The organism is Acinetobacter sp. ANC_7513 (assembly GCF_056779915.1).
In genome coordinates this window covers 39,286-58,357 of the sequence record NZ_JBWYIW010000012.1, presented here as the reverse complement: position 1 = coordinate 58,357, position 19,072 = coordinate 39,286, and the positions used below count along the sequence as shown (strand labels likewise).

Here is a 19,072-nt window from a genome sequence, read left to right as displayed (position 1 = left end):
CTTGTTACTTAACGCGACGGTCGCGAATGATCATCTTAGTCGTACGCTTATTGGTACGTGTCTTGTACCCTTTAGCTTTTTGACCCCATGGGCTTACAGGTTGAATACCTTTGTTACGCCCTTCACCACCACCATGTGGGTGATCTACCGGGTTCATCGCCATACCACGAACGGTAGGACGAACACCACGCCAGCGTGAAGCACCAGCTTTACCTAGTGAACGTAAGTTGCTTTCTTGGTTAGAAACTTCACCAAGAACTGCGCGACATTCAACGTGTACTTTACGCATTTCGCCAGAACGTAGACGAATAATTGCGTAAGAACCGTCACGACCCAATAACTGAGCAGAAGCACCAGCAGAACGCACTAATTGAGCGCCTTTACCGATTTTAAGCTCGATATTGTGAAGAGTAGAACCGATAGGCATGTTACGAAGTGGTAAGCAGTTACCTGGACGAATTGGAGCATCGTTACCAGATTGAACTTTATCACCAGCACGTAGACCTTTAGGCGCAATGATATAACGACGCTCACCATCAGCATACAAAACTAATGCAATGTGTGCAGTACGGTTAGGATCGTATTCGATACGCTCTACAGTCGCAGGAATGCCATCTTTGTTACGTTTAAAGTCAACAATACGGTAATGTTGCTTGTGACCACCACCAACGTGACGTGTAGTAATGTGACCGTTGTTATTACGACCACCAGTACGTTTTTTAGCTTCTACCAACGGAGCATAAGGCGCACCTTTGTGAAGATGGTCGTGAACGACTTTCTCTACAAAGCGACGTCCTGGAGACGTTGGCTTACATTTTTGAATAGGCATAATTCTCGTCCTTATTCCGCTGTGCTTTCAGCGGTATCGCCCAAGTCAGCCATTTCTACATCTTGGCCAGCTTTCAGGGTGACGTATGCTTTTTTAACATCAGAACGACGTCCGATAGTTTTACCAAAGCGTTTAGTCTTACCTTTAGTGATAGTCGTGTTAACTTTAACAACTTCTACACCAAATAATTGTTCAACTGCTTTTTTGATTTCAAGTTTGTTTGCATCGATAGCAACTTTAAACACTTGAACACCAGCAGTTTCACCTAAAACTTGTGCTTTTTCTGAGAATACAGGTCCTTTTAGGACTTGATAGATACGTTCGTTGTTCATCCGAGTTCTACCTCAATTTTCTTAGCAGCAGCTACAGACATAACAACTTTATCGAACGCGATCAAGCTAACAGGATCGATAGCAGCAGCATCAACCACATCAACGTGTGGAAGGTTACGAGCAGCTAGATACAAGTTCTCATCAACAGCATCAGTAACGATTAATGCACGAGTAGCATTCAAGTCGTTAAGTTTTGCAAGCAATTCTTTAGTTTTTGGAGCAGCTACAGCAAACTCTTCAACTAAAACTAAGCGATCTTGACGAACAAGCTCAGCTAGGATGCATTGCATAGCACCGCGATACATTTTACGGTTTACTTTTTGAGACCAGTCTTGTGGACGAGCAGCAAAAGTTTTACCACCGCCAACCCAGATTGGGCTACGAATAGAACCAGCACGAGCGCGACCAGTACCTTTTTGACGGAATGGTTTTTTACCACCGCCAGAAACGTCTGCACGTGATTTCTGAGCTTTTGAACCTTGACGACCACCAGCTAAATAAGCTGTAACAACTTGGTGTACAAGAGCTTCATTGAATTCACGACCGAACGCAACTTCTGATAATTCAACAGCAGAGCCGGAAACAGTATTTAAATTCACGTTATTTCCCCTCAAGCCTTGATAGTAGGACGAACAGTTACGTCACCACCGGTAGCACCAGGAACCGCGCCTTTAACTACAAGAACTGAACGCTCTGTATCGATAGCAACGATTTCAAGACCCTGTGTAGTTACGCGTTCAGCACCTAAATGGCCAGCCATTTTTTTGCCTTTGAATACGCGACCAGGAGTCTGGTTTTGACCTGTAGAACCTAGAACACGGTGAGAAACAGAGTTACCGTGAGTAGCGTCTTGAGTACGGAAGTTCCAACGCTTAACACCACCTTGGAAACCTTTACCTTTAGACTGACCAGTTACGTCAACGATTTGACCCACTGTGAACAAATCTACACCGATAGTTCCGCCAACTTCACGACCTTCAAGATCAGCTTCTGTAACACGGAACTCTTGAACTAAACGACCAGCAGCAACACCCGCTTTAGCGAAGTGACCTTTCTGAGCATTAGTAACGCGAGATTCGCGACGTTCACCAGTAGTGATTTGAATCGCTTGATAACCATCAGTTTCAAGCGTTTTGATTTGAGTGATGCGGTTAGGATCAACCTCAATCACTGTAACAGGTACAGAAACACCAGCATCTGTAAAGATACGTGTCATACCGCACTTGCGACCGACTAAACCAATAGCCATGTGCATAAACCTCTAAAAAAGCGGCTTAATTAACTTAGAGTGTTAATTAACCGAAAGCCTTAACCCAATGCGATCTGAACGTCTACACCAGCTGCAAGATCTAATTTCATCAATGCATCTACAGTTTTGTCTGTAGGTTGAACGATGTCGATCAAACGCTTGTAAGTGCGGATTTCATACTGATCACGCGCGTCTTTGTTAACGTGCGGTGAAGTTAGAACGTTAAAACGCTCGATGCGAGTTGGCATCGGGATTGGACCACAAACTTGTGCACCAGTACGTTTTGCTGTTTCTACGATCTCTTGAGAAGATTGATCAATTAAACGGTGATCAAAAGACTTCAAACGGATACGGATTCTCTGGTTAGACATACCAGTAAACTCCAAGCCAAATATATAAAGAATCACCCATGACGCATCTCCCCCTGTCCGAAAACAAGGCAAGTGTCAGAGGCAGTGAAAATCACTAAGGTCGTGATCGATGCCACGACTGTAACGATCTAAACAACAATCAACGTTGTTTAGCCCTTAATATCAAAGGGTCGCCCATTATAACGATTGTTTAACTGTTAAGCAAACCTATTTATCATTTTTTCTCAATTTACGGTTAAGCGTTGGCGGCTTTCTTTTGTACACCCTGCCCGAACCCCAATACATAATTAATTGCATCGATCAGCAATTCATTCCCTTTTTGGAACCTCGTTTTTTTTGTTTGTTTTAAGGTATCTAAAGATTGTACATAAGCGCCAGAAAATACCTTCTCATGCTCTTCATTCTCAATATACATTTGTAAAACTTTCGGCGTTATTTCTGGATGAAACTGAAAACCCAGCACATTCTTTCCAATTTGGTACATTTGATTTGCACACACATTATTTTCAGCCAGTCTGACGCCTCCTTTAGGAATCTCAAAAGTCTCACTGTGCCATTGCATTATTTCCAATTCTTTAGGTATTTCAAAGTAATCTGATAAACCATGTTGAGTTCTGAAGACATTAGTCCAACCTAACTCTTGTTGTTCATTTAAACGTACACTTGCTCCCAAAGCATTGGCTATAAGCTGACCTCCGAGACACAAACCAATGGCAGGCTTGCCTAGTGATAAATATCGACGGATCCATCTTTTTTCTATTTTTAGCCATGGATAATTTGCCTCATCATTTACACTCATTGCTCCACCCATGATGATTAGTAAATCAATATCTTCAATTGCTGGTAACGCCTCGATTTCTAATGCCATCTCAACAGGTAATGCAAAAAACTCCGTAGCACTAATTTGTGCTCCAATTGATTTTAAATATTCATAACAACTTCCGAACCCTTCACCAGCAATATGCTGAAAGTAATGCACTTTTAATGGCTTCATTTTCCAACCCGAACTTTTCTTATATTGCACTAGCAGTTGCAAAAATGAAGCCAACCTATAGGTTGTTAAATAATTTTAAACAAAGCACAGCTATGCAGTTTTTTAGTAGTATGTTTTGTTAGTTATAAAATGACGGTTTATACAGGTAAATTGTGAAAATAAATACGCAAACTCAACTCATACATAGCCCTAGAAAAGCACCTCAACTTTTAAATAGTATTCAACCCCCTATTTATCGTGCATCAACGATCATTTTTGAAAATACCGATGCTCTTTTCAATCGCCATTGGACCGATGCTTATGACTTTAGTTACGGAACACATGGCACCCCTACCACGTTTACGCTAGGCGACAATATTGCACAATTAGAAGGCGGAGAATACTGTCTACTTGCACCAAGCGGACTCTCTGCAATCAACTTGGTGAATTCTTGTTTTTTAGCACATGGTGATGAAGTTTGGGTCGCGGACAATATTTACGGTCCAAATATGGAGCATTTGCGAAACCTAGAATCACGTTATGGTATTGCCGTTAAGGTCTATAACCCAATTGATGTTGAGAGCTTTAAACCCAGTGATAAAGCTAAGTTAATTTGGTTAGAGGCTGCAGGATCTGTAACACTCGAATTTCCAGATTTAACGAATCTGGTCAAAAAAGCTCAAACGCATAAGATCCTTACCGCACTTGATAATACTTGGGGAGCGGGTCTAGCTTTTAATGCTTTTGATTTTGGTACAGAACACTTAGCAGTCGATATCACCGTCCATGCACTCACCAAATATCCAAGCGGTGGTGGTGACATTCTCATGGGGAGTGTCGTAACAAAAAACAAGGATTTATACCACAAGCTATTTCGCATGCATGCAATTCAAGGGATTTCTATATCAGGCGATGACACCGCACAGATTCAGCGCAGCCTATCTTCAATGGAACTCCGTTATACGCACCAATCTAAATCAGCGCTAACTTTATTAAGCTGGCTTCTACAGCAAAATGAGTTTGCACAAGTATTGCACCCTGCCAATCCAAAATCTGCAGGTCATACTTTTTGGAAAGAAGTTTGCCTATCAGAATTGAGCGCAGGTTTGATCAGTGTAATTTTTGATAAAAAATATAATCTTCAAGATATACGCTATTTTTGTGATGCGCTTAACCTGTTTAAATTAGGTTTTAGCTGGGGTGGCCCAGTGAGTTTAGTAATGCTCTATCAAATTGATCAAATGCGTGAGCTTGCACATACACATTTACAAGAAGGAATATTGGTTCGTTTTTGTATAGGACTGGAACATCCTCACGATTTGATAGAAGATATTCAACAAGCACTCAAAATAATGCAACAACAAAAGATCGAATAAAAAGGAATAATTATGGGCACACCAATTGTAATCGCAAAAAAAACCTCAGATACATCCCAAGAGATTGTTTTACATTCGCAACTGGCAAACCGACATGGCTTGATTGCCGGCGCAACAGGAACAGGCAAAACATTCACTTTAAAGGTCTTGGCAGAAAACTTTTCTCGTATTGGTGTGCCGGTATTTTTAGCCGATGCAAAAGGTGATGTCTCGAGCCTTGCCAAAGCAGGTGAAAGCAATTCAAAATTTGATGAACGCATCAAGAGCCTCAATATTGAATCAATCCCATTTAGCCCATCACCTGTGGTCTTTTGGGATTTATTTGGCGAACAAGGTCACCCGATTCGGACTACAGTATCAGAAATTGGTCCATTGCTTTTAGCCCGAATGCTGAATTTGAATGACACCCAAGAAGGTGTGCTTTCTGCGATTTTCCGCATCGCGGATGATCAAGGTTTATTACTGATCGACTTTAAAGACCTCAAGGCGATGATCACTTATGTGACTGAGCATGCAGCTGACTTTAAAGCAGAATACGGCAATCTTTCTCCTGCCAGCTTGGGTGCAATCCAACGTAATTTGCTAGCACTGGCCGATCAAGGCGGTGATCAATTTTTTGGTGAGCCTGCATTAGACCTCATGGATTTTATCCAAACCGATACACAAGGACACGGCAATATTAATTTGCTCGCTGCCGACAAATTAATGAACACACCAAAGCTTTATGCGACTTTCTTACTGTGGATGCTTTCCGAACTGTTTGAACAATTACCTGAAGTCGGTGATATGGATAAACCGAAATTGGTATTTTTCTTCGATGAAGCTCATTTACTGTTTGACAATGCCAGCCCTGCTTTGCAAGAAAAGATCGAACAAGTGGTACGCTTAATCCGCTCTAAGGGAGTAGGTATTTATTTTGTCACCCAAAATCCGCTCGATTTACCTGAAAGTGTTTTAGGACAACTAGGTAACCGTGTTCAGCATGCACTTCGTGCCTTCACACCAAAAGATCAAAAAGCAGTAAAAACTGCAGCTGATACTTTTAGAGCAAATCCTGCATTCAAAGTACAAGATGCTATTACGGAGTTGGCAGTTGGTGAAGCGCTGATTAGCTGTCTAGATGAGAAAGGTACGCCACAAATGGTTGAACGCGGTTGGGTTATGCCCCCATATTCATCTTTTACACCTATCACGCTTGAAGAGCGTAAGACGCTCATGACAAACAGTGTGGTTGCAGGTGTTTATGAGCAAGTACTTGATCGAGAAAGTGCTTTTGAAACGCTGCAAAACAAAGTAGTTCAGCGTCAACAACAAGCCGAACAAGAAGCATTAGCAAAACAACAGGCTAAGGAACAAGAGGCCTACGCAAAGCAAATTGCTAAAGAGCAAGAAGCTTTCGCAAAACAGCAAGTCAAAGAACAAGAACGCCTTGCCCGGGAACAACAAAAAGAAGCAGAACGTGCAGCCAAACAACGTGAAAAACTCACCCAAGATATTGTCGGTACGTTTGCTAAAAGCGCTGCACGAAGCCTCGGCGGAAGCACTGGACAAAAAATCGTCCGCGGTCTACTAGGCTCATTATTTGGAAAAAAATAGTCCTCCCTTTACCCATCATTTTTAACTTCATTATGGGATATTTTAATATCCCATAATTATTTTAAGGTTTTCTATGCAAGTCATATTGCAGCTCGACCCTAAAAGATGTATTTTAAATATATCTTTTAATAAAGCCAAAGTTGAAGCTCATGACGCCACAACATATTGAACTTGTAAAAGCGACTGTTCCCGTTCTGCGTGAGAATGGTGTTGCTCTTACGACCTATTTCTATAATCGCATGCTGAACAACAACCCCGAGTTAAAAAATACATTTAACATGGATCATCAAAGTACTGGTCGTCAGCCACGTGCTTTAGCTGCTGCTGTTTTGGCATATGCTGAAAATATTGAAAATCCTACAGTTTTGGCAAAAGCGATTGAGCGAATTACCACTAAACACGTAAGTTTAGACATTCAAGCGGATCAATACTCGATTGTGGGTGAAAACCTTCTGCATTCAATCAGCGAAGTATTAGATGTGCCAATGGACTCTGATCTGATTGCTGCTTGGAAAGCCGCGTATATGCAATTGGCAGACATTTTAATTGGTGTCGAAAAATCAAAATATGAAGCTTTGACTGCACAAAATGGTGGTTGGGCTGGCTGGCGTGAATTTAAAATTACAGCGATTGAAGCTGAAGCTAACACCAAAACCTTCACTTTAGCTGCCAAAGACGGTCACACCATTGCGACGGCTGAAGCAGGTGAATATATTTCGGTGCGAGTCCAAGTACCGGGGCAAGAGATGCGCCAACCACAACAATTTAGCTTTGATGTTGCACAAGCTGATCAGTATCAAATCACAGTAAAAGCGGTAGATGAAGCAACTGAATATTCTGTGGCAAATATCTTATTAAACCACTATCAAGTAGGTGATGTGGTTGAGGTATCTGCACCACTAAAAAATTAATTCATCTAAATCTTTAACCGAAATAAGATTTTAAGAGATCATTGAAAGCTCCGTTCACGGGGCTTTCAATGTTAAGATGGAAATAAGCTATCTTTTATGATGATCTATGCAACTGAATAAATTTACCGACTATGCGCTGCGTATATTGATGTATGTCGCACAACCTCGCGACTTGCCTTATACCATTGCAGAACTGGCAAACCAATTGCAGGTCTCAGAAAACCATGCCATGAAAATCGTTCACTTTATGGCAAAACAAAATTGGCTAATGACCAGTCGAGGCAAAGGTGGCGGTATACGTCTAGCCCCTCAAACTCTGAATATCTCATTAGGGACTTTAGTGAGAACACTTCAAGGCGATCAGCAAATTGTAGAGTGTCATAACCCGCCATGCGTATTAAGAAGTGACTGTGGCTTGAAAGGCATTTTAGATCATGCAGTCCAACAGTTTTATCAGCATTTAGATCAATTTAAACTGAAGGATGTTATACCCACCTCAGGTATAAAATTCAATTCAGATTCACCCATTCCTTTCATTCAAGTTACACCATAGATTGACTCAATTCGATTGAGTATTCGCTTGCATGCGCGACTTCCTTTATAATAGCTGATTGTAAATTGAGTTATTGAAGTTGAGCTATGCATCACAGCAGAGGAAAGTCGAAAAACAGTAAGGCGTCAAATGCCCCAAAGCAAAAGATCAGCTATGAGAAAAAAGCCGATCCAGCGATTACTGAATATTCGGTTCAAGCGCTCAACTGGTTGCGCAAAGCCGAATTCTTAATGAGTGCACCAAAACTGAATTTATGTGTAGAAGACACAGGTTATGAGATTGCTTTTGCAGGTCGTTCGAATGCTGGTAAATCGAGTGCGATTAATGCATTAACTAATCAAAAACAACTTGCACGTGCGTCTAAAAAACCTGGTCGCACACAAATGATTAACTTTTTTAGCATGGGCAATGCCGAACAAAGATTAGTTGATCTTCCTGGATATGGCTATGCTGCTGTACCTGAAAGCATGAAAATCGTTTGGCAAAAAGAGCTTGAAAACTACCTCATTCATCGTGAAAGTTTACAAGGGCTTGTATTGTTAATGGACATACGACACCCTTTACAACATTTCGATGTCATGATGTTAGAATGGGCTTATTCACGTAAATTATTTGTCCATGTTTTATTAACAAAATCAGATAAGTTAAATCGTGGTCCAGCTTCTAAAGCATTGCAAGAAGTCAAAGCTCAATTAAAGAAAATGAAGCTTAACTTCTCTATCCAATTGTTCTCATCCCTCAATAAGCAAGGTCTTGAAGAACTCGCAAGCGTTATTGCTGGTCGTTTAAATTTTACGCTTGAGCAACCTAACGGATTTGATCTAAGTGCAATTCCTGAAGTAAGTGAATCAGACATCGATGAAGATTTTGATCATGATATTCAACAAGATGATGAATCACCAAGCGAAACAACCGAACTAGAATCCAACAAAGCCGAATAGTATCTACCCTACTGAATGGTTAAATCATTACATTCACTAATTGATACATCAATGTCCTCAAATGCTAAGGTTATTTGAGGGCATTTTTTTATACTGAAAAATGATAATCACAACAAAAATTCAGGAAAGTGTGATGAAATTATTGTCTCGATTAAGAAATAGTAAGATTGGATCTTCTATTGAGTATCACATCAAACCTCGTAAAGTTAAATTTGAGTGGGCGGATACACCAGTAGATTGGGTTCCAAATCAGCCTTTCGTTAGTTATTTTATCAATGAAATTAACAATATCTTACCAGCAGGCGAATTTTGGTTTTGTCGTCTGTACAACAAAGTATTACCCAAAATTACTGATGAAAAACTTGCAGAAGATGTGAAAGCTTTTATTCGCCAAGAAGCGATGCACGCTCAAGCACATAATTCAGCAAATAAAGAATATCTCAGCGCACGTCATATCGATATTCAACGTAACCTCGATATCATGGACTTTCTTTTTGGAAAACTTTTAGCGGATAAACCTTTAGGTCTAAACGTCCCAAAAGCCTTAGATCATCAGTGGGATTTATTTAGATTAGGTATTATTGCTACTGTTGAACATATGACTTGTGTCCTCGGCAAATATGCCTTGTACAACAAAAAATGGGGAGAATTGGGTGCTGATGCCAATATGCTCGATCTCGTAAAATGGCATGGTGCTGAGGAAATTGAACACCGTACCGTTGCATTTGACTTATATCGTCATCTTGGCGGTGGTTATATTTCTCGCTATTATCAAAGTGTAGTTGTGATTGCTGCTGTATTAGGTTTATGGGTTGATGGTGCTGCTCATATTATGGGTCAAGACCCTCGCTTTAAATCAATTAAACCAGCTGTTTACAAACCTTGGATTTGGCGTGAATGGGCACGAATTGCCCAAAAAGACAATGGTTTACTTCCTCACCCATTCTGGCTTGTTTCTCAACAACTCGGCTATTTAATGCCTTGGTATGACCCTGTTCATGAAGCAAAAACTGAAGATGCGATCAACTATCTAAATCAGTCACCAGCAGCGGAACGTGCAGCACTGAAAGTTGCATAATGTATTCAATAAAAAAGCAGGGTGATCCCTGCTTTTTTTATATCTGATCTAATCTTTTAAGCTGTATTTTTTTCAATAGGTTCATGATCAGGATTCGTGTAACGATCTACAACAACACTAATCATCATATCCCCCTGCACATTCACCACTGTTCTAACGGTATCTAACAAACGGTCAATCGGCAATAATATCGCGATTGCTTCTGCCGGGAGTCCAACTGATTGTAAAACCATAATCATGGTAACCATACCTGCGCTAGGTATACCTGGTGCCCCTAAAGATGCAATCATTGCTGTCGCACACACAATCAATTGTTGTCCTAACGTTAAGTCAAGCCCCATTAAATTCGCAATAAACAGCGCCGCCGCAGCCTCATACAATGCCGTCCCATCCATATTCAACTGTGTCCCGAGAGGGATCACAAATCCTGCAGTCTGGGGTCTTACTCCTAAATTTTCCTGAGCACACTTCATTGATAGCGGCATGGTTACGGAACTTGAGCTAGTAGCAAACGCCGTAATCAAGGCTGCTCGTGTTCCCTTAAAAAATGTAATTGGATTCATTCTCCCGAAAATCCAGAGCAACAAAGGCAAAACAACTAGGCCATGAAAGATGGTCGTTCCCGTGACTACTGCTGCAAATTCTGCTAATCGACTCAGAACAGATAGGTCCTCCGTCGCGATTAACTTTGCCAGTAACGCAAAAATCCCTATTGGTGCGAGCTTCATCACCCAACCAATCATCAACATCATGATTTCAAAAAATTGCTGACTCAACGCTTTCACTGTTTTAAATTTTTCACCACCTTTAACGAGAGCCACCCCAATTAAAAGTGCAAAAACGACAACGGCTAACACATTACCTTCAGCAAATGCTTTAAACGGGTTTATTAGTGTATTTTGGATAAAGTTGGTAAAAAAACTCGAGGGCGTCAAAGTATCAGGCGTCTGATGCTGATTCATGGTCTCTTGAAAAATAGTGATGTCTACACCCTTCCCGACCTCAAAAAGATGCGCACACGCAAGCCCCAAAATCAGCGCCAACGTTGTGGTTGTGACACAACAAGCGAGGGTAATTTTCCAAGTTCTACCAAGTTGGCCACCAGTCTGTAGATTGGAAACTCCGACAACAATAGAACTAAAAATTAGAGGAATCAGTAATAGTTTCAGTAGGCCGATAAAGATACTACTGGCAATCCCTAAGCCATATAAACTTCCGTTAAAAAATGCTGTATGAGGGAATACATTTAACAAGAAGCCAAAAGCCACACCTAAAATTGCAGCAATTAAAATTTGCGTATTTAGACTCATGTCATGTGCTTTTCATTTTGATTTATTAGTCGCACTATGCCATGAGCGCCCTCAAGAATCGATCATTTTTTCTTGTTAGCTTTGCAACCGAAACGAATAATTTATAAATACAAATATGAAGTAAAAAGCCAAATCTGAAGATTTGGCTTGAAGCATGGATCAATTATCTTATTGCGTTTCGATTTCACGAATTCGAATTAGACCTTCTTGCACTGTACTACAGACCAATTGTCCATTTTGCCACATTCGTCCAAAGTTCAATCCTCTAGAACTTGCACTAATCGTTGCTTCCATGTCATAGAGCATCCAATCATCTACACGAAATGGTTTATGAAAGTACATGGTATGGTCAATACTGGCACATTGTAAACTCGGTGAAATATAACTGAGTCCGTGTGGTCGTAGTGCAGTTGTCATCAAAGTAAAGTCTGAATAAAAAGCAGCGATCGCCTGATGTAATGCATTTTCATCTACATCATCAGCCAAACGATCGTGTGTACGAATATAGTGCGCGTAAGACGGCGCTTCAGGTTGTGGTTGGAATGGATTGACTGGCATTACAGGCTTAATTTCAACATGACGATCACGCATAAAGCTGGCACGCACATTCTCTGGTACGAAATCGACAATCATTTTCTTGAGTTCAGCTTCAGATTTTAGCCCATCTACTGGCGGGTATTCTGGTTCAGCAACTTGATAATTGAGACCCTCTTCTTGGTCTGCAAAAGATACCATACACATGAATATCGTCTTGCCATGTTGAATCGCACGAACTTGGCGACTCACAAAACTACGCCCATCTCGGATTCGATCTACCTCATAAATAATGGGTGCATTAACATCTCCACCAAATAAGAAATATGCGTGCAATGAGTGTGCAGGGCGATCAGTTGTATATGAAGCAGCACGTAACGCTTGACCTAGAACTTGCCCACCAAAGACACGTTTGCCAACCAAATTTTGGCTTTTGCCTCTAAAAATGTTTTCTTCAAGTCTTTCTAGCGTGAGTAAATCTACGAGTTCTTGCGTGAGCTGATTCATATCGGACCTATATATTTCATTGCTACGACATTAAATTGGGCCTGTTGAATTTAAACAGATTTTCCAATTTAATGACTCAATCTCTATATTGCCATAATTTCCGAGTAAACAACTAAACTTTGCTTGACTATATTGTCATAAAACAAATTTGATATTTTGGCTAAAAATACGATTATTAACGAAAATTCATCCAAATTCTGTGCATTTTGTTAGAAAATGACATATTGTTTTGATCACAGATTTAAGAAAATAATTGCCTTCATTCGCGTCATGCGAAATTCGTCTTTGGCTAGGAGTATGTATGTCCAAGAATGGCTTTGGTCAAATGTATCGTCGACTTTCCAGTAAGTTGCTTGACCTCGTAGTAACACCGCATGTTCTTGGAGAGGTTCCTACTGAAACCCAACCTTCAACACCACCCACTGAAAATAATACGACTCACAAAAAAGTGGTGTGCTATGTATTACAAAATTACTCGCGTAGTAATGCGTTAGTGGTTGACGGCGAAACTCGTCGATTAAATCTCGCGCCAGCACTTGACCCACTCATGATCGGGGACCATAAAGAGAAAGCTGCTGTATTATTTTTACAACACCAAGATGAAACAAACTTACTTAATCCGCCACCCCATGCATTTCCACCTCGTCTCCTCAGATTGATCGAGATATTGGATAAGCATCCAGATACTGACATTGAACTTATACCTGTGACTGTATTGTGGGGCCGCTCACCGGACAAAGAAGATTCATTATTTAAATTGCTATTTACGGACACTTGGGCAACGCCAAGTACTGTTAAACAACTGATGAATATTGGTTTACATGGTCGCCAATCTTTTCTTGAATTTCATGAACCAAAATCACTGCGCGAATTGGTAGATTACGCACGTGTAACACATCCAAACTTGTCTCCTGCAACATATATCGTCAATCAACTCAATGATTATCTAGATCGTCAGCGTGAAGTTGTATTAGGTCCAGATTTGTCAGATCGTCGAAACGTGATGCAATCATTGATTAAATCTCAAGATGTTCAGGACGGAATTCGCAAAGAAAGTATTCGCTCTAAAATCAGTTTGATTGAAGCTGAGCGCCGTGCGATCGGCTACGTGAATGAAATTGCATCAGACTATTCTCATGCAACCGTGCGTTTTGCAGAACAAGCCCTGACGCGTCTTTGGACTCAACTCTATGACGGCGTAGAAGTACATAATTTCAATACAGTTCGTGAATTAGCGAAAGACTACGAAATTATTTATACACCTTGTCATCGTAGCCATATTGACTACCTATTACTCTCTTATGTGATTTATAAGCGTGGGATGATGGTACCGTACATTGCTGCAGGTGATAACCTGAATATGCCATTCGTTGGACAGCTTTTACGTGGTGGCGGTGCATTCTTTATACGTCGAACCTTCCGTGGAAATGCGTTATACACCACTGTATTCAAAGAATATTTATACAGCATCCTATCGCGCAACACGCCATTAGAATACTTTATTGAAGGTGGACGTTCACGTACTGGACGTTTATTACCGCCAAAAACAGGTATGTTGGCAATGACTGTGCATAGTCATTTGCGTGGTCGTGCTAAACCTATTGTATTTGTCCCGACCTATTTTGGTTATGAACGCCTGATGGAAGGTGCAACTTACGTCGGTGAAATGAATGGTAAGCCTAAAGAGGCCGAATCTATCTTTGGTATTTTACAAACCTTAAGAAAGATTGAACGCATCTTCGGTAAAGTACACGTAAACTTTGGTGAACCCGTCTTCCTTGATGAGATTTTGAAACAGCATGGTGCTGAACATATCAAAATTGAGAAGAATGATGACCCGATTCCTCAAGAAGTTTCTGATGCAGTCAACACCTCAGCAAATGCAATTCTTGAAAATATTAACCGTGCTGCTGTTATCAACCCAGTTTCGTTATTGTCACTTATTCTTTTATCGACTTCCAAGCACACGCTTGATGAAGAGATTTGTATTAAACAGTTAGATACCTATCGCAATCTTCTAACAGCTTTACCTTATGATCATCGAGTTCAAATCACACCACTGTCTGGTAAAGAAATCATTGCTTATGGTTTAAAACTCAAGTTGATTAAGCGTGTAAAACATGTCCTTGGCGATATCATTGCGATTGAAGATGGTCAAGCAGTATTACTGACATATTTCCGCAATAATATTTTGCATGCTTATGTCTTACCATCACTGATTGCTGCGATGGTCGAGCACAATGGTAAAATTTCACAGGGCGATTTGATTAATGTCATTCGTACACTTTATCCATTCTTGAAAGCTGAACTTTTCCTTAAGTGGAATACGGATGAGCTTAAAGAACAGATCTGTAACTATGTTCAAGGTCTGGTAGAAGCACAGTTGATTACGATTGATGAACATGGAAATTTATGTAGCCCTGCACCTAACTCTGAACAACACAATCAGTTAGTCGTGCTTGCTGCTCCAGTGAAGCAAAGTATTGAACGCTACTACATGACACTTGCCCTAATTACTCAACGTGGCTCTGGAAATATTACGACCAAGCAGGTCGAAGATTTAAGCCATCTATTAGGTCAGCGTTTATCTGTACTTTATGAGTTCAACTCACCTGAATTCTTTGATAAAGCGCTCTTCCAAAGTTTTATCAAAGTTCTGACTCAACAAGGCTATATCAGTAATAACGAAGAAGGCGCAATAGTCTTTGATGCACAATTCAAAGAGGTTGCTCAATATGCCAACTTGGTACTAGATGATGTAACCTTACAAATGTTGCAACATATCACTTCATTTAACGATGAAGAGCTCAAAGAAGCTTTGGATGCAGTTGCTGATCAACAAGCCAAAAAACGCTTAAAACGCAAGAAAAAATAGTATCTAAAACCCTCCCCAGCGAGGGTTTTTTTTATGTCTAAATGAGATCTCGATAATCCTTAAAAAATTGATCATATCTCAATTTAAAACCAGTGCTTAACATTCGAGAGGCATAAATTTTCTTTCCACGCTGTGCCTCACTCAATAATTTTAATGGAGGGATGTTTAACTGCTTTTGGAACCACAGAATAATTTCATGTAATGGAATAGGTTGATTATTACTACAAATATAAGTTTTTTCTGGATGTTCCACGTGAAGTAAATGGACAAGAAAACCCGCTAAATCTTCGATATGAATTCGATTCGACCAATGCACATTGGGATAGGTCATTGTATTTTGAGCAAGCTGCATCATTCTATTCACGGATACGCCATAAATACCAGTGGGTCTCACAATGATACATTGCTGTGGGAAGGCTTCTTGCCAAAGCTTCTCCATTGTGGCTAACACTAATGCTTTCTCATCTTGCGGATTGATCTCTGTTTGGTCATCAATCTCCTCCCCTTGATCTTGTCCGTAAACGCGTGTCGATGAGACAACAATAATCTTTTGGATAGGATGCAGTGCCAGCTGATTTCTCATATGTGGAATCGCATCTATGAAAGCTGCTTTATACCCGTTTAGTGATGGGTCTTTGGGTGCAATCAACACGTATACTGCATCAATAGGCGACAATTTCGATAAATCAAGTTGGTGTATATCTTGTTGAAGATGCATAGCACCTGCTTGATCTTTCCTGCTTAAACTGACTGTGGTAATTTGATGTCCTTGTTGAAATAATTGTTTAGCAACATGTTGCGATGTTTTACCATAACCGATAAATAGAATATGCATGTAAGACCTATTCTCTAGTGTTATAAATTCAATTTAAGCAAAGTTGAGGGGACATGACTGCAGTCCATCAGTTGCAAGGTGTAGGAAACGCCGCTGCCGCTTTACTCGAAAAATTAAATATCTGGAATACGGATGATCTTTTGTTTCATCTGCCTCGAGATTATGAAGATCGCAGTACTATTGTGCCCATGAATCACCTTCAAGTAGGTCGAAGCTATTTACTTGAAGGCACTGTCGCATCAATGGATATGCCGCCCGGTAAACGCAAATCCATGGCAATATTATTACAAGATGATTTTGGAAAAGTCACCTTACGTTTTTATCATATTTATAAAGCATTGATGGATCGCGCAAAGCCTGGAAATCGTTTAAGAGTGTTTGGTGAAATCCGAGTAGGCGCTCGTGGCCTAGAAATGTATCACCCAGAAATTCAATTGATTACTGAACATACACCACTTCCAAAAACGCAGCTAACCGCAATTTACCCATCAACGGAAGGACTCACTCAACCTAAACTGCGCGAATATATTAAACAAGCTTTAGCACAACATGCCTATGATTTACCAGAACTGATTCCTGCAAAATTTACCAATGGGTATGCTTTAAAAGAAGCACTAGAATATATTCATCACCCTCCCACCGATGCCAATATGTTGCAACTGGCTGAAGGACAGCATCCTGCGCAGCAACGTCTCATCTTTGAAGAATTAGTCAGTCATCAAATTAGTTTATTGACTCGTCGTGCATACATTCAGCAGATCTCCGCACCTGCATTTTCAGCCAGTCGAACATTTGCCAAACAACTTCTCTCCATACTTCCCTTTGAAATGACGAATGCTCAAAAACGTGTTTCAAATGAAATTGTGAAAGATCTTAAACAAAACAAACCGATGCTCAGACTAGTGCAAGGTGATGTAGGTGCAGGCAAAACCTTAGTAGCAGGCATTGCGGCATGTCATCCACTCGAAGAGGGATGGCAAGTTGCTCTTATGGCACCGACTGAAATCCTCGCAGAACAACATTATTTAAATTTTAAAAAATGGTTCGAACCACTCGGCATCCAAGTTTCTTGGTTATCAGGCAAACAAAAAGGGAAAGCACGCGCTGCTGCAGAACAGCAGATTAGAGAAGGCTCTGCCCAATTGGTCGTCGGCACTCATGCACTATTTCAGGATAACGTCCAGTTTCATAAATTGGGTCTTGTCATCATTGATGAACAGCATCGATTTGGAGTTGACCAGCGTCTAGCATTACGAAATAAAGGGACACAGGATACGACACCACATCAGTTGGTAATGACCGCCACGCCTATCCCACGTACGTTAGCAATGTCAGCGTACGGCGATTTAGATACTTCTGTGATTGATGAGTTACCCCCAGGGCGTACCCCAATCCAAACAGTCACTATTCCACTCGATCGTCGTGAAGAGGTCCTGCAGCGTATTGCGACAAACTGCGCTGAAGGTAAGCAGGCTTATTGGGTCTGTACATTAGTGGAACAATCAGAGACGTTAGATGCCCAAGCTGCTGAAGCGACTTATCAGGAGATTAAAGAACGCTTTCCGCACCTCAATATTGGTTTGGTTCATGGCAAAATGAAAGCTGATGAAAAACAAGCTGTCATGCAACAGTTCAAAGACAATCAATTACAACTGCTGATCGCAACAACTGTGATCGAAGTTGGAGTGGATGTACCAAATGCATCCATCATGGTCATTGAAAATGCGGAGCGACTGGGTCTATCTCAACTACATCAATTAAGGGGGCGTGTGGGTCGAGGTGCTAAAGCAAGTTTTTGCGCATTATTATATAAAAGTCCTTTATCGCAGAATGGACAAGAGCGTTTACGCATTATGCGTGAAACCAATGATGGCTTTTTAATAGCAGAAAAAGATTTGGAAATCCGTGGCCCAGGCGAACTGTTAGGAACGAAACAAACTGGAGACATGGGTTTTCGCGTGGCTAAATTGGAACGTGATGACCATCTGTTAACTCAAGCGCACTATGTCGCGACTCAAATTTTAAAAGATTACCCACATCAAGCGGATGCTCTTCTTAAACGATGGTTACCAGAAGCACCTAGATATGCGTATGTTTAATATGTTCCTTAATCAACGAGCTCAGTTATAATCATAGGTACTCACAATAAAAATAACTTGAGCCATGATGCTGAGCCCTATTCATAACCTCTATCACACATTATTATCACGACGCGCTTGCCAATTATGTGGATTCTCTCCAACTCAAACCCACAGATTATGTGATGACTGTTGGACAATGCTCCCATGGAAAAGCCCTTCACTCATTCATCGACATGAAAGAAATATTTATGCTTGTTTCGACTATAGCTTTCCTATAGATCGCATTATTCACTTATTCAAATATGAACAACAACTTCATTATCAAACTTTTCTAGCACACACATTGCTAGAACTTAAACTGAAACGTTTTCAAGCGATTGTACCTATGCCTATTTCAAACGAGCGCTTGAAAGAGCGTGGTTATAATCAAATGATGGTCATCGGAAAAATTCTTTCCAAAAAACTGCAAATACCCATTTGGCAGCCAATTGAACGTTCAGCACAACACTCACAGAAAGGCTTAACACTTGTAGAAAGAATCGAGGATATTCAATCTCAATTCAAACCAATACGTTCAGAAAAAGGAAAGTTTAGAAATATCCTGATTATTGACGATGTCGTGACCACAGGGAGTTCAGTCAATGCGTTGGCCAATGCACTAGAAAAGCTCGGCTGTCAGAACGTTCAGATCGCATGCATTGCAGCCGCAGAATATTGACAC

General features: G+C 40.7%; 18 protein-coding genes. 9 read left to right on the top strand and 9 right to left on the bottom strand.

Features of this window, described 5'->3' with window-relative positions; all coding sequences use genetic code 11:
- Positions 1-4: 4 nt before the first annotated feature.
- The 6 genes from rplB to AC1M9B_RS12375 form a co-directional block, all read right to left on the bottom strand.
- On the bottom strand, positions 5-829 hold the full coding sequence (gene rplB, locus AC1M9B_RS12400; protein WP_035265099.1) for a 50S ribosomal protein L2: 825 nt from the start codon (positions 827-829) through the stop codon (positions 5-7).
- An 11-nt stretch (positions 830-840) separates the two neighbouring features.
- Complete coding sequence (gene rplW, locus AC1M9B_RS12395) at positions 841-1,161, bottom strand: 50S ribosomal protein L23 (RefSeq protein ID WP_035265097.1); 321 nt, start codon at positions 1,159-1,161, stop codon at positions 841-843.
- Positions 1,158-1,760: a 50S ribosomal protein L4 gene (rplD, locus tag AC1M9B_RS12390; protein ID WP_035265093.1), complete on the bottom strand. Its 603-nt coding sequence runs from the start codon at positions 1,758-1,760 to the stop codon at positions 1,158-1,160. The genes rplW and rplD overlap by 4 nt, the downstream gene beginning before the upstream one ends.
- A gap of 11 nt (positions 1,761-1,771) precedes the next feature.
- Positions 1,772-2,410 carry a 50S ribosomal protein L3 gene (gene rplC / locus AC1M9B_RS12385; RefSeq protein ID WP_035265091.1) on the bottom strand — a complete coding sequence of 213 codons (639 nt, stop codon included), beginning with the start codon at positions 2,408-2,410 and terminating at the stop codon, positions 1,772-1,774.
- A 59-nt stretch (positions 2,411-2,469) separates the two neighbouring features.
- Positions 2,470-2,781, bottom strand: coding sequence for a 30S ribosomal protein S10 (gene rpsJ, locus AC1M9B_RS12380; protein ID WP_004725677.1), 312 nt, complete (start codon positions 2,779-2,781; stop codon positions 2,470-2,472).
- Between the two features lie 235 nt (positions 2,782-3,016).
- Positions 3,017-3,775, bottom strand: a complete 759-nt coding sequence (locus tag AC1M9B_RS12375) for a type 1 glutamine amidotransferase (RefSeq protein ID WP_035265089.1) — start codon at positions 3,773-3,775, stop codon at positions 3,017-3,019.
- A 152-nt stretch (positions 3,776-3,927) separates the two neighbouring features.
- Here AC1M9B_RS12375 and AC1M9B_RS12370 point away from each other — a divergent pair, with 152 nt between their 5' ends.
- The 6 genes from AC1M9B_RS12370 to AC1M9B_RS12345 all read left to right on the top strand — a co-directional run bounded on the left by AC1M9B_RS12370 (position 3,928) and on the right by AC1M9B_RS12345 (position 10,209).
- The gene (locus AC1M9B_RS12370) at positions 3,928-5,130 is read left to right on the top strand and encodes a PLP-dependent transferase (protein ID WP_481609209.1); all 1,203 of its coding nucleotides are present in this window, start codon (positions 3,928-3,930) and stop codon (positions 5,128-5,130) included.
- A 12-nt stretch (positions 5,131-5,142) separates the two neighbouring features.
- The gene (locus AC1M9B_RS12365) at positions 5,143-6,726 is read left to right on the top strand and encodes a helicase HerA-like domain-containing protein (RefSeq protein WP_481609208.1); all 1,584 of its coding nucleotides are present in this window, start codon (positions 5,143-5,145) and stop codon (positions 6,724-6,726) included.
- A gap of 149 nt (positions 6,727-6,875) precedes the next feature.
- Positions 6,876-7,637, top strand: a complete 762-nt coding sequence (locus AC1M9B_RS12360; RefSeq protein WP_481594893.1) for a globin domain-containing protein — start codon at positions 6,876-6,878, stop codon at positions 7,635-7,637.
- Positions 7,638-7,743: 106 nt separating this feature from the next.
- Positions 7,744-8,190, top strand: coding sequence for an RrF2 family transcriptional regulator (locus AC1M9B_RS12355; RefSeq protein WP_035265081.1), 447 nt, complete (start codon positions 7,744-7,746; stop codon positions 8,188-8,190).
- A gap of 86 nt (positions 8,191-8,276) precedes the next feature.
- Complete coding sequence (yihA, locus tag AC1M9B_RS12350; RefSeq protein ID WP_035265068.1) at positions 8,277-9,131, top strand: ribosome biogenesis GTP-binding protein YihA/YsxC; 855 nt, start codon at positions 8,277-8,279, stop codon at positions 9,129-9,131.
- A gap of 133 nt (positions 9,132-9,264) precedes the next feature.
- Positions 9,265-10,209, top strand: a complete 945-nt coding sequence (locus AC1M9B_RS12345) for a metal-dependent hydrolase (RefSeq protein WP_035265065.1) — start codon at positions 9,265-9,267, stop codon at positions 10,207-10,209.
- Between the two features lie 56 nt (positions 10,210-10,265).
- On the opposite strand, the gene AC1M9B_RS12340 is transcribed toward AC1M9B_RS12345, so the two are convergent.
- The gene (locus AC1M9B_RS12340; RefSeq protein WP_481609207.1) at positions 10,266-11,519 is read right to left on the bottom strand and encodes a dicarboxylate/amino acid:cation symporter; all 1,254 of its coding nucleotides are present in this window, start codon (positions 11,517-11,519) and stop codon (positions 10,266-10,268) included.
- A 168-nt stretch (positions 11,520-11,687) separates the two neighbouring features.
- Complete coding sequence (locus AC1M9B_RS12335; RefSeq protein WP_035265059.1) at positions 11,688-12,560, bottom strand: acyl-CoA thioesterase; 873 nt, start codon at positions 12,558-12,560, stop codon at positions 11,688-11,690.
- Between the two features lie 301 nt (positions 12,561-12,861).
- On the opposite strand from AC1M9B_RS12335, the gene plsB reads away from it, so the two are divergent.
- Positions 12,862-15,435, top strand: a complete 2,574-nt coding sequence (gene plsB, locus AC1M9B_RS12330) for a glycerol-3-phosphate 1-O-acyltransferase PlsB (protein WP_035265057.1) — start codon at positions 12,862-12,864, stop codon at positions 15,433-15,435.
- A 37-nt stretch (positions 15,436-15,472) separates the two neighbouring features.
- Here plsB and AC1M9B_RS12325 read toward each other — a convergent pair whose 3' ends face one another.
- Entirely contained in the window at positions 15,473-16,270 is a 798-nt protein-coding gene (locus AC1M9B_RS12325) for an NAD-dependent epimerase/dehydratase family protein (protein WP_481609206.1), read from the bottom strand.
- Positions 16,271-16,323: 53 nt separating this feature from the next.
- On the opposite strand from AC1M9B_RS12325, the gene recG reads away from it, so the two are divergent.
- Both recG and AC1M9B_RS12315 read left to right on the top strand, forming a co-directional pair.
- Positions 16,324-18,369 carry an ATP-dependent DNA helicase RecG gene (gene recG / locus AC1M9B_RS12320; RefSeq protein ID WP_481609205.1) on the top strand — a complete coding sequence of 682 codons (2,046 nt, stop codon included), beginning with the start codon at positions 16,324-16,326 and terminating at the stop codon, positions 18,367-18,369.
- Positions 18,370-18,436: 67 nt separating this feature from the next.
- The gene (locus AC1M9B_RS12315) at positions 18,437-19,069 is read left to right on the top strand and encodes a ComF family protein (RefSeq protein WP_481609204.1); all 633 of its coding nucleotides are present in this window, start codon (positions 18,437-18,439) and stop codon (positions 19,067-19,069) included.
- The last annotated feature ends 3 nt before the right edge of the window (positions 19,070-19,072 follow it).